Genomic DNA, 12263 nt, shown 5'->3' on the forward strand with positions numbered 1-12263 from the left:
TGGCAAAGGGATCCGACCCCGTCCGTGCCGGTGGGCGAGGGGGCGTGAATCGGGGACAATAGCGTCCCCGCCGCCCCACGCCCGCACCCGATGACCGACTCCGCCCCCCAGCTTCCTGCCCGCATCCTCGATGGCCGCCGTATCGCCGAGGACCTGCTCGACAGCCTGAAGGTGCGGGTCGATGCCCGTGTCGCCGCCGGTGGCAGCCGCCCCGGCCTGGCCGTGGTGCTGGTGGGGGGCGACCCGGCCTCGACCGTGTACGTGCGCAACAAGCGCCGCGCGGCCGAGAAGGTCGGCATCGAAGCCTATGACTACGACCTGCCGGCCGGCACCACCGAGGCCGAGCTGCTCGACCTGATCGACCAGCTCAACGCCGACCCGAAGATCAACGGCATCCTGATCCAGCTGCCGCTGCCGGGCATCCCCGACGCGCGTCGGCTGATCCAGCGCATCGACCCGCGCAAGGACGTGGACGGCTTCCATCCGGAAAACGTCGGCCACCTGGCCCTGCGCGAGTTCGGCCTGCGCCCGTGCACCCCGCGTGGCATCACCACGTTGCTGGGCCACACAGACCAACCGGTGCGCGGCCGCAACGCCACCATCGTCGGCGTCAGCAACCACGTCGGCCGGCCGATGGGCCTGGAGCTGCTGATCGCCGGCTGTACCGTGACCAGCTGCCACAAGTTCACCCCCAAGGACGTGCTGGAACAGGCCGTACGCAACGCCGACATCCTGGTGGTGGCGGTGGGCCGGCCGGACATCGTGCCGGGCGAGTGGGTGAAGCCGGGCGCGGTGGTGATCGACGTGGGCATCAACCGCTTGGATGACGGCCGGTTGGTGGGCGATGTCGGGTTTGAAGCCGCAGCGCAGCGGGCGAGCTGGATCACCCCGGTACCGGGTGGCGTAGGCCCGATGACCGTGGCCACGCTGATGCAGAACACGTTGGAAGCGGCGGAAGCCGGGGTTTGACGGTAGTGCCGGCCGCTGGCCGGCAACCCGGTATGCCATCCAAAGGTTCATGAGGTTGCCGGCCAGCGGCCGGCACTACCCGCTTCGGTAGGTGCCCTGAACAGATCCCCGCCCGCGCGACACTGTGTCGCAGGATTACCTATTTCCGGTTACCAAAATTACTGTTCTTGGTCGCCAAAACAGGGTAAAATGTCGCGCTTCCCCACATCTCGGGTATGCCGATGCTGCGCATCCAGGCTGAAGCACTCACTTACGACGACGTCTCGCTCGTCCCCGCTCATTCGACCATCCTGCCCAAGGACGTCAACCTCGAAACGCGGTTGACGCGCGACCTGAAGCTCAAGCTTCCGATCCTGTCCGCCGCCATGGATACCGTCACCGAAGCACGCCTGGCCATCGCCATGGCACAGCTGGGTGGCATGGGCATCATCCACAAGAACCTGAGCGTGGAGCAGCAGGCCGCCGAAGTGGCCAAGGTCAAGAAGTTCGAGGCCGGCGTCATCCGCGACCCGATCACCGTCGGCCCGGAAACCACCATCCGCGACGTGCTGGCCCTGACCCAGGCGCACAACATCTCCGGCGTGCCGGTGGTGGGCAGCGACGGCCTGCTGGCCGGCATCGTGACCCATCGCGACATGCGCTTCGAGACCGAGCTGGACGATCCGGTCCGCCACATCATGACCAAGAAGGATCGCCTGATCACGGTCAAGGAAGGCGCCGCGTCGGATGAAGTGCTGCAGCTGCTGCACCGCAACCGCATCGAAAAGGTGCTGGTGGTCAACGATGATTTCGCCCTGCGTGGCCTGATCACCGTCAAGGACATCCAGAAGAACACCGACTTCCCGAACGCTGCCAAGGACATCGCCACCCGCCTGCTGGTCGGCGCGGCCGTTGGCGTGGGCGGTGATACCGACCGCCGCGTGGAAGCGCTGGTGGCTGCCGGCGTGGACGTGATCGTGGTCGATACCGCGCACGGCCATTCGCAGGGCGTGCTGGACCGCGTCAGCTGGGTCAAGAAGAACTTCCCGAACGTGCAGGTCATCGGTGGCAACATCTGCACCGGTGAAGCCGCGCTGGCGCTGCTGGACAGCGGCGCGGACGCAGTGAAGGTGGGCATCGGCCCGGGCTCGATCTGCACCACCCGCGTGGTGGCAGGCGTGGGCGTGCCGCAGATCACCGCGATCGACCTGGTGGCCGAAGCGCTGCAGGACCGCATCCCGCTGATCGCCGACGGTGGCATCCGCTACTCCGGCGACATCGGCAAGGCGCTGGCCGCCGGTGCCTCCACCATCATGATCGGTGGCCTGCTGGCCGGTACCGAGGAATCGCCGGGCGAAACCGAGCTGTTCCAGGGCCGTTCGTACAAGAGCTACCGCGGCATGGGCTCGCTGGCTGCGATGGAGAAGGGGTCCAAGGACCGCTACTTCCAGGACGCCGCCACCGCCGACAAGCTGGTGCCCGAAGGCATTGAAGGCCGCGTGCCTTACCGCGGCCCGGTGGGCGGCATCATCCACCAGCTGATGGGCGGCCTGCGCGCCACCATGGGCTACGTGGGTTGCGCCACCGTCGAGGACATGCGCAGCAAGCCCAAGTTCGTGAAGATCAGCGGCGCCGGCCAGCGTGAGAGCCACGTCCACGACGTGACGATCACCAAAGAGCCGCCGAACTACCGCTCCTGATGCGGGACGAGCAAAGAGGAACGAGGAAGCTGATTCCCGTTCCTCTTTCTCCATCTGCCGCTGAAGAATCTGACGTTTTCGTTTTCCCTACTGCATTGCCCGGGCGCCATGACCAACATCCATAACGACAAGATCCTCATCCTCGATTTCGGCGCGCAGTACACGCAGCTGATTGCCCGCCGCATCCGCGAGCTGGGCGTCTACTGCGAAATCTGGGCGTGGGACCACAACCCGGCCGAGATTGCCGGCTTTGGCGCCAAGGGCATCATCCTGTCCGGTGGCCCGGAATCGACCACGCTGCCGGGCGCGCCCGCCGCGCCGCAGGAAGTATTCGACAGCGGCCTGCCGATCTTCGGCATCTGCTACGGCATGCAGACCCTGGCCGCGCAGTTGGGTGGTGCCACTGAAGCGGCGGACCAGCGCGAATTCGGCCACGCCGAAGTGAACGTGATCAACCCGGATGCGCTTTTCAAGGGCCTGAGCGACCACGGCGGCGAGCCGAAGCTGAATGTCTGGATGAGCCACGGCGACCACGTCTCCGTAGCGCCGCCGGGCTTCACCATCACCGCCACCACCGACCGCATTCCGGTGGCCGCCATGGCCAACGAAGAAAAGCGCTGGTACGGCGTGCAGTTCCACCCGGAAGTGACCCACACCCTGCAGGGCCAGGCGCTGCTGCGCCGTTTCGTGGTGGATGTGTGCGGCTGCCAGACCCTGTGGACCGCCGCCAACATCATCGACGACCAGATCGCCCGCGTGCGCGAACAGGTGGGCGATGACGAAGTGATCCTGGGCCTGTCCGGTGGCGTCGATTCGTCCGTGGTGGCCGCGCTGCTGCACAAGGCCATCGGCGAGAAGCTGACCTGCGTGTTCGTGGATACCGGCCTGCTGCGCTGGCAGGAAGGCGACCAGGTGATGGCGATGTTCGCCGAGCACATGGGCGTAAAGGTGGTGCGCGTGAACGCCGCCGACCGCTACTTCAGCGCGCTGGAAGGCGTGAGCGACCCGGAAGCCAAGCGCAAGATCATCGGCAACCTGTTCGTTGAGATCTTCGACGAAGAGTCGAACAAGCTGAAGAACGCCAAGTGGCTGGCGCAGGGCACCATCTACCCGGACGTGATCGAGTCGGCCGGCAGCAAGACCGGCAAGGCGCACGTGATCAAGAGCCACCACAACGTGGGCGGCCTGCCGGAGCACATGAAGCTGGGCCTGGTGGAGCCGCTGCGCGAGCTGTTCAAGGACGAAGTGCGCCGCCTGGGCGTTGAGCTGGGCCTGCCGCGCACCATGGTCTACCGCCATCCGTTCCCGGGCCCGGGCCTGGGCGTGCGTATCCTGGGCGAAGTGAAGCGCGAATACGCCGAACTGCTGGCCAAGGCCGATGCCATCTTCATCGACGAACTGCGCAAGGCCGATCTGTACGACAAGACCAGCCAGGCGTTTGCCGTGTTCCTGCCGGTGAAGTCGGTGGGCGTGGTGGGCGACGCGCGGGCTTATGAGTGGGTAATTGCGCTGCGGGCCGTGGAGACGATCGACTTCATGACCGCGCATTGGGCGCATCTGCCGTATGAGTTCCTGGGTACGGTTAGCAACCGGATCATCAATGAGTTGCGGGGGGTGTCGCGGGTTGTCTATGACATCTCGGGGAAGCCGCCGGCGACCATTGAGTGGGAATGATCCTGCTGGTTGATAGAGCTGAATGAAAAGAGCGCTTCGGCGCTCTTTTCATTTCTGGCAGCACGCTTTGTCGTCTCGTCTTATCGAGTCGGCACAGGGATGCTGCCGTTCAAGGCTGGAATCCTTGAAAACACGTCAGCCATGAAATCCATGAACACGATAGCCCGCGTGGGAAGCAGCCTGTTGGCGACGTAGACCATCTGCACGGGGACAGGGGGAGCCGTATGGTTGCTGAGAATGAACTGCAATCTGCCGCTGTTCAGTCCGTCCTGAAAGAGCCACGCAGGTCCATGTGCCACACCCAGGCCCGCCGCAACCGCTGCACTCACGGCGTCGGGCGAGTTGACCCTGAGCCTGCCGCTGATCGGAATTTCCGCGTCCCGGAATCGCCAGGTCGCCCCGGACGACAGCAAGGTGTAGATGATGCAATCGTGGTCGCGCAGATCATCCGGGGTCTGCGGAACTCCACGTTTGGCCAAGTAGTCCTTGCTGGCGACGAACACCCGTTCATACCATCCAAGAGGCCGCGCGCGCAGGGCGCTGTCCTCCAGCTGTCCTATGCGGATCGCGAGTTCGGTGCCTTCATTGACCAGGTCTACGTATCGATCGTTGAGTTGGAGATCCAGGTTCAATTGAGGGTAGCGCTCCAGAAAGGCCGGCACATGCGGCAGCACAAACGCATGTGCGAGAGCTGTCGGACAGGCTACGCGCAAGAGCCCTGATGGGTCGACGTTGCTCCTGAAGGACGATTCGGATTCATCCACCGCATCCAGGATGCGCCGGATGTCCGCGTAGTAGCGTTCGCCCTCCGGCGTCAAGGACAACTTCCGCGTAGACCGGTGGAGCAAGCGCGTCTGCAGATGATCCTCCAGAGCTGCTACATAGCGGCTCACATTGGGTTGCCCCAACCCTAGATCTCGCCCTGCTGCCGAAAAGCTCCCGGTTTCCACAGCACGCGCAAAGCATGTCATCAAAAGAAATCGGTCCACGGCGCCGCCTCTATTCATGCCTTATCTGCATGAATTATATGCGAACAGACAGTCTTATCTGCTGTGAGGCATGAGCGCATATTTCTCCATGTCGACCACGGTGGTCGTCATTCACCGGAGAATTCAAATGGCGCGCTTGCAAGGTAAACGTACTCTCATCACTGGCGGCACCAGTGGCATCGGGCTGGAAACGGCAAAGCAGTTCCTGGCGGAGGGCGCTCGCGTGATCGTAACCGGCGTCAACCCCGATTCGATTGCAAGGGCCCAGGCCGAACTGGGCCCGGAAGTGCCGGTGCTGCGCGCCGACTCGGCCAGCGTTGCTGCACAAAAGGAGCTGGCACAAGCCATCAAGGAACACTACGGCCAACTCGACGTTGCCTTCCTCAATGCCGGCGTATCCATCTGGCGGCCCATTGAGGAATGGACGGAAGACATGTTCGACCGCATTTTCGACATCAACGTCAAAGGGCCGTACTTCCTGATGCAGGCGCTTTTGCCGGTCTTCGCAAATCCTGCTTCCGTCGTGTTGACCACTTCCGTCAGCGCGCATGCAGGCGCAGATCGCTCGTCGGTGTATGCCGCAACGAAGGCCGCATTGCTGAACATGTCGAAGACGCTCTCGACCGAACTGCTGGGCCGCGGCATCCGTGTCAACGCAGTGAGCCCTGGCCCCGTCGAGACTCCGCTTTACGACAAGGCCGGTATTCCGGAAGCTTATCGCGAGCAGGTTAACAAAGCGATCGCGGCAACCATTCCGCTTGGCCGCTTCGGTACCTCCGACGAGGTGGCCAAAGCAGTGCTGTATCTGGCATCGGACGAGTCGCGCTGGACGGTCGGCTCTGAAATCGTCCTGGACGGCGGCCGTCTGCTGAACGGCTAAGCGTGCGGGATCATGGGTTCAAGAGGGGAGGGCAGGCGATTTCGAAGGTCTCAGTGAAGTGAGGATAGGAGGAAGACCGCTGCGCTTGTCTGTGGTGTCCTAGAAGGTGATTGACGATGGTGTTGCCAGAGTCGTCGCCCTGCAAATCTCTCCATCTGCCACACCAGACGAAGCTCTTGTCGGATGACGGTACAAGCGACGGTAATGGCCCATGTCGATCATCGAAAATCCCTTTAACCACGCGGGCTTGCGAGACCTGTTGATGATGGAGTGGGAATGAGTTGAAAGAACGAGGGCGCCGAGAGGCGCCCTTGTTGTTTGTCGTGTCCGCTATCCATGAGGCAAACAGCTGGCGGTGGGGCAGCTGTTCTCCCAAAGCGAACATCTGAAATTCTATCCGAGCGAGCTTGCGTTGGTCACTGAGCCCTCCGCTGGGTCCGGTCATGCGCTGGCTTGTTAGCTGGACACAGCCGCCCTAAGATCGAGGTGCACCAAGGGAAAGCACACCATACGGTGCTTTGTGGTTAAGTCGTATAACCAGACCCACCGGACGCGCAGGTCCGGCGATTGGGTCGTTTGGCAGCCTATCAAGTGAACGACCTATTCGACCAGACAGAAGCTCTTCAGAACCTACTGATCTCCCAAGCTACGGGGGGCAACGCGGATGACGCAGAGTTCGTTCGCCTGCGCCAGATGCTGCTGACCAAGCCCGCACTGGATTCACTGGTTCCAGGATTCGTCAGGACGTGCAGAAGTCTCTCACAGTTCTGGCAGTTCATTAAATACAAGCATTCCACGTATGTCGAGAGGCGAGAGTTCATCTGGGCAGAGTTCCGGCCACTACTGGACCTGCTAGAGCGCGCCCCGCTATCGCTTGCAGATCAACTTGTCTCTGAAAGGCTGGAGAAATTTGACGCTTCGCATGTCCAAGCTGCTTGGTCAAAGGCTCTTGAGCGCCGTGCGGCAGATCCAGAAGGTGCGATCACTTCTGCTAGGACGCTCATCGAGTCAGTCTGCAAGCACATTCTCGATTCCGCGGATGTTACTTACGACGACGGAGTAGATCTTCCGAAGCTGTACAAGATGACCGCAGAAACCCTCAACCTAGCCCCATCACAGCATACCGAGGCTGTGTTCAAGCAGGTTCTTGGCGGTTGTACGGCTGTTGTCGAGGGGCTTGGATCGCTGCGTAATCGTCTCAGCGATGCACACGGCAAAGGAAAGGTCGGTTCAAAGCCGGCGCCACGGCATGCCGAGCTGGCCGTCAACCTGTCAGGGGCATTGGCCACCTATTTGTTGGCAACTTGGGATGCACGCAATGAAGCAGCTCCCTGACCTTTCCGTAAGGCAATTCTGCTACGCATGCGAAAATGAAGCCACAAGCGTCGAACACACGCCGCCAAAATGCATATTTCCCCAGCTGAAAGATTTCCCGCACAAGAACCTAAGAAGGAACCTCGTAACCGTCCCCTCATGCGATCACCACAATTCCGCAAAGAGCAAGGACGATGAGTTTCTAATGATCTCATTGGCGGGCATGCTCGGAAATAATTCAATTGGATACGCCCATTCGATCACCAAGGTTGATAGAGCACTTCGGCGGAGTTCATACAAGCTCATAGAGCGAATTTTCGTGTCAAACAGAAAATTCGTTCGTATAGATCTCGGAGGTAATAAATTCATTGATGCTATCGCGGGAACCCCAGATATAGATCGATTGAACATGTGCTTTAAGCACATCGCTCTAGGCATTTATCGGCACCACTTCAGCACGAATTTCAAGGGGGAAATTAAGGCCCTCGTGAGCTTTCTTATAATTGAACATCAAGGCAGATCCAAGCTCCAGGAGTTCTTGCTGGCCAGGGCGAGGAGAGATGCTCGAGATCTTCCAAGACATGGAGAGAATCCAGAAGTCTTCTTTTACCAAGTCGTAGATCCAGACGAGCATGGAATTTTTCTTATAAATCTCTGCTTTTTTGAGAACATTGAGATCTTCTGCGCACTTATCCCGCACGCCTCAAATATTCCAACCCACCTGGGATTTGAATTGATGAAAAATGGAATGCCTGTTACGTTCACACTGGACGGCGATGAGTATCCAGTTTACATCGAGTGAGTACCTGGAAATTCGCTCAAACCGACACCGCTTTGCGGCTTACTCAGTTTCGAACGTCCGTTACTAGCCGGAAGCAGTCATGCGAGCATGGCCCACTTCTGGCCCAGCCGACAAACCGATGCGTCGACCGGTGAGATCCAATGCCAGCTGTGGACATTCGGCCAGAGGACGAGTGTCCTTTCGCTTACGTTGGCCGGGGCTGGCATCGGTGGTGGACAGGCGTTCTTCGGCGGATTTCAAGTCGCCAGTGAATCATCTGGGGCGGTGCTAGACCGCTGCCGTTGGTTGGCTTCTCAGCCTCCGTCTTACCGGGCACGATAAAAGAGTTTGACCCGATACAGGCCGTCCGAGGGTTATCAGACCGGCCGGCTGGGTCCGTTTATACGTCGGCTTGTCAGGGGGACCCATGTTCCGTAATCTCCCACTAGAACAAGGATGCCGCACTCGAGGGAGTGTGGTGCCGGATGTATGGACCCACGAGTCCGCCTGTTAGGAGCCTGGGGGCCATATGCCGCAATTCGGCGATCCGGTAAATCTGAGTCCACGGCAATTCGAACTGGCCGTCAAAGGAATCGTCGACGCGGCAGCCGAAGGGCTTGTCGAGTACGATTCGAAGCACTTGGAGCGTCTAGCGGCATCAGACGGTGAGTACGAGATCGATGTCGCCGCTCGATTCAAGGCGCTCGGTGCCAACTTTCTTGTGCTGATTGAATGCAAACATCACAAGCGAAAGAAAGATAGAGCGGAAGGATGTCCAAGTCCTGCATTCGCGCCTTCAATCGTTGGGCGCGCAAAAGGGCATGATCTTCTCGACGGCCGGCTTTCAGACGGGTGCAATTCAATTTGCTGAACAGCACGGAATTGCCCTTTGCTACTTGGTAGAAGGAAAAAGCAATTGGTTTACAAAGAGCGACGGCGCACCGACGCCGCCGCCGCCCTGGGTGCACATTCCTGAGTACATCGCGTGGTGGTGCAACGGAAGCTCAATGTCGCTCATGTCGGATGACAGGGCCGACTACACAAGGGTCGCACTTGGATTGTCCCAGGATGAGGCCTAACAATTAGACCCAGCCGACGGATTCCTGTAGGAAAAGTCCGATTGACGCCCCTCGCGGAAGCGCCCAGAGTCCGCGCTACACCCCTCTTTGGGGTCTAATCGTCGTTAGACCTCAAGGAAAGACTACCGTGACCCCAGAAGAGCTCATTGCGCACCTTGAAAAGTACGAGAAGGACCTGTCGGGGATACTGGCGCGTTTCACGAAGACCACGGACCGCATCTACATCAGTCGCGATGACGATCCTTGGTACCGTCAGATGGTCCAAGAGCTAGAAGATCTTTTCGACGACGCCTTGGGCAAGAACGGCTATTCCCGCAACATTGCTGCTATTGCCAACGAAGGTGTTAGCAACTTCACACGCTCTCCGTCATTCAAAAGCGTCGAGGACATTATTTCGGTCCTGCGCTCCGCAGTGACCCGCATCAAGCGCAACCCGGACTTAATTGCACAGCAGCCCGCAAAGCCTGACAGCCAAATGGAGCACGTATGGTCGCTGCTCCACGCAAGCGTTGTCGCCCTGGCCAAACCCAGATTCGAGGCTGGACACTACGCAGATGCCGTAGAGGCCGTCCTTAAGGAGGTCAACTCAGTTGTAAAGATGCTACACAAAGCTGCGGCGAATGAAGAACTTGATGGCGCGCCTTTGATGCGGAAAGCATTCACACCCAACAAGCCCACGATTACGCTGGATGACCTAACCACAGAAACGGGTCGCAACATCCAGCAAGGGCACATGGATCTGTTTGCGGGCTCAATGATCGGCGTGCGCAACCCTAAGGCCCATGGAAACATCGTGATTACGCCGGAGAGGGCAATCCATCACTTCTTCCTTGCAAGTCTGCTATTTCACAAGCTGGATGAGCGGCTTTGAGGTCTAACAGTTCATTCAAGCCGAAGGCGCTTCGCGGCTCGGCTTAATTCAGGCGTTAGGCTTTGGGTTCAGAGTCGCCACAGCGTCATCGGGAGTGCCAATGGGAGCAATTGAGTTTGAATCTTGGGATGCGGTCATTGATGACATCAAAGCTCTAAACGCCGAGCCAGAAACACTTCGTGTTGGCCTAGTCTTTGAGGACTTCGGTGGCGGCGCTGTATTTGCGCAAGCAAACGGCAACGTGTCGACCTACTACGTGATCGTGCAGGAACTTCTGAAGCATCTTCTCTCAGGTGGCTTTATATGCAAAGTAACCTTGAGTACAAATGAGCGGAGAGAGCTTCAAGTAACAGAGCGCTACGTCATAGAGAACGGGAATGACATTACACAGATGCTCTCATAGATACAGGCTGCAAGTCTGGTGTCATACCATCCCAAAGCCTAACAATTCATTCAAGCCGAAGCCGCTTCGCGGCTCGGCTTAATTCAGGCGTCAGGCCTTTGTCCGCTTTTGGCCGGAAGCGGACGCTGACCAAAACGGTGTAGCGGAATGCCGCTCAATGGTTGTCCGGTCCTCGGTATCAGTCATCCTTTTGACTTGCGACGCTACGGGATGCTTGGCGGGACGTCAGCCCACAGCCTAGTTGGTGCTTCCAGCAATGACGGTGTCTCTCGGAACTCAGATCATTGGAAGCAGTGTCAAGCTGTTGCGTCTAGCAAGCGATCTTGTTGACTTCCATTCAAGCTGCTTTCAACATCGTCCGCCGCGCTTCGGATCGCGCGGGACAAACGAACGACTTGAAAGGAAGAAACATGGCAACAGGAATGCGTGCCGCACGCGAACTCACCGTCGAAGAACTACTGCTGGTTTCGGGTGGCAGTCAGACGGACTTCCAGGCAGCCTCCAGCGGTGTTTGGGAAGGGGAGAGCGATCAAGGAATGGTCGAACACTACTTTGACGAGACCCGCTGGGATGGTCTGGAAAACGTCCAGTTCGACATCAGCGCCGCGGGGATGTTCGCACTCGCTGCAAAAGGCAGCTTCACTTCCGGCGTAACAAGTGAGCTGGATGAAGTTCTTAGCAACATCCCCGATGTCCAGCAGTCACTCAAGAACTACTTGGACAGCGGACTGTCCATCCAGTTCCGCGAGATGGGCGCGGCCAACGGATATGTTGAGCTGGGCAGCATCTATTTGAATCCGAACATCAAGGGTGATGCCCTACAGATGGCGAGGACTATCGCCCATGAGTTGGCCCACGTCGAGAATCGGGTGACTTGGGACCACACGCCAACGAGAGAGGAGTACATCGCCACCTACCTCAAGGAAGAGGGGCGCGGAGTTCTCGCAGCGATGAAAGCCAACGACGTCCTAGCAGCAAAGTACCCGGAAGCGGCCACCTACACTTGGGACTCTCGATTCATTGAGATCAAGAACAAGATTGGATCCGAGTACACGGTCGACCAGGCAATCAAGGCCATGGGCGACATCTACGGCGGCATGAGGCATCCCACCGATCCAAATAAGACCCAAGCTGACTACTTGGCCGAACCGTGGGATGAAACATTCGGGGCAAAGGGTGGTTCAGGAGCCGGAGGTTGGGGGGGCACTGGCGGAACTGGGGGCGCTCCCTGGACAGGTGGCAGTTGGACCTGGGGTAGCGGGGGCTGGACAATTGGCATAGGGGGCAGCGGCGGCAGTAACGGTGGTCGCGAATCATGGGAAGAAGAGTGATCTCATCAACGCACTGACACACGAGACTGCCAAGCTTAGACGAGGCTGACGATAGGGTAGAGGAAACATCGCTCTCCCTCAAAGCCAGCCAGAAGGTCGGGGGGAGAACTCCGCCTGACCTTCTTATCGATTCTCGAGCCGAAGCGGATCAGGCTTTCTGACTTCCAATCTTCTACAGCGTCCAGACGGATCGCGTCCGCAGTGCCAATGCACTCAAGTGTGCGCTTAGAAGGTCATGCAGGAAGCTGATGATGTCTGACCAATCATCCGAGTTGGCCGCTCGACGCAGACAG

Annotated in this window: 11 protein-coding genes; 10 read left to right on the top strand and 1 reads right to left on the bottom strand. The window is 59.2% G+C overall.

What is annotated here, in order from left to right; translation table 11 throughout:
• Window positions 1-90: 90 nt before the first annotated feature.
• The 3 genes from folD to guaA all read left to right on the top strand — a co-directional run bounded on the left by folD (window position 91) and on the right by guaA (window position 4322).
• The gene (gene folD / locus CLM74_RS09420; protein WP_025874985.1) at window positions 91-969 is read left to right on the top strand and encodes a bifunctional methylenetetrahydrofolate dehydrogenase/methenyltetrahydrofolate cyclohydrolase FolD; all 879 of its coding nucleotides are present in this window, start codon (window positions 91-93) and stop codon (window positions 967-969) included.
• A 221-nt stretch (window positions 970-1190) separates the two neighbouring features.
• Entirely contained in the window at window positions 1191-2648 is a 1458-nt protein-coding gene (guaB, locus tag CLM74_RS09425; RefSeq protein ID WP_032976170.1) for an IMP dehydrogenase, read from the top strand.
• A gap of 108 nt (window positions 2649-2756) precedes the next feature.
• On the top strand, window positions 2757-4322 hold the full coding sequence (gene guaA / locus CLM74_RS09430) for a glutamine-hydrolyzing GMP synthase (RefSeq protein ID WP_046982889.1): 1566 nt from the start codon (window positions 2757-2759) through the stop codon (window positions 4320-4322).
• Window positions 4323-4402: 80 nt separating this feature from the next.
• Here the strand turns inward: guaA and CLM74_RS09435 are convergent, their stop codons facing one another.
• On the bottom strand, window positions 4403-5329 hold the full coding sequence (locus CLM74_RS09435; protein ID WP_199776087.1) for a LysR family transcriptional regulator: 927 nt from the start codon (window positions 5327-5329) through the stop codon (window positions 4403-4405).
• Between the two features lie 109 nt (window positions 5330-5438).
• On the opposite strand from CLM74_RS09435, the gene CLM74_RS09440 reads away from it, so the two are divergent.
• The 7 genes from CLM74_RS09440 (at window position 5439) to CLM74_RS21500 (ending at window position 11970) form a co-directional block, all read left to right on the top strand.
• Complete coding sequence (locus tag CLM74_RS09440; RefSeq protein ID WP_059063919.1) at window positions 5439-6191, top strand: SDR family oxidoreductase; 753 nt, start codon at window positions 5439-5441, stop codon at window positions 6189-6191.
• A gap of 567 nt (window positions 6192-6758) precedes the next feature.
• Window positions 6759-7526, top strand: a complete 768-nt coding sequence (locus CLM74_RS09445) for an abortive infection family protein (protein WP_234003451.1) — start codon at window positions 6759-6761, stop codon at window positions 7524-7526.
• A complete protein-coding gene (locus CLM74_RS09450; RefSeq protein ID WP_105164972.1) occupies window positions 7510-8307 on the top strand; it encodes a hypothetical protein in 798 nt (265 codons plus the stop codon). Before CLM74_RS09445 ends, CLM74_RS09450 begins: the two co-directional genes overlap by 17 nt.
• Window positions 8308-8815: 508 nt before the next feature.
• Window positions 8816-9157 carry a hypothetical protein gene (locus tag CLM74_RS21720; RefSeq protein ID WP_234003452.1) on the top strand — a complete coding sequence of 114 codons (342 nt, stop codon included), beginning with the start codon at window positions 8816-8818 and terminating at the stop codon, window positions 9155-9157.
• Between the two features lie 335 nt (window positions 9158-9492).
• Entirely contained in the window at window positions 9493-10236 is a 744-nt protein-coding gene (locus CLM74_RS09460) for a TIGR02391 family protein (protein ID WP_105163909.1), read from the top strand.
• Between the two features lie 100 nt (window positions 10237-10336).
• Complete coding sequence (locus tag CLM74_RS09465) at window positions 10337-10639, top strand: hypothetical protein (protein WP_105163910.1); 303 nt, start codon at window positions 10337-10339, stop codon at window positions 10637-10639.
• Between the two features lie 323 nt (window positions 10640-10962).
• The gene (locus tag CLM74_RS21500; protein WP_158684125.1) at window positions 10963-11970 is read left to right on the top strand and encodes a hypothetical protein; all 1008 of its coding nucleotides are present in this window, start codon (window positions 10963-10965) and stop codon (window positions 11968-11970) included.
• Window positions 11971-12263: the final 293 nt, after the last annotated feature.

The sequence above is a fragment of the Stenotrophomonas sp. MYb57 genome (genome assembly GCF_002966815.1).
Classification (GTDB): Bacteria; Pseudomonadota; Gammaproteobacteria; order Xanthomonadales; family Xanthomonadaceae; genus Stenotrophomonas; species Stenotrophomonas indicatrix.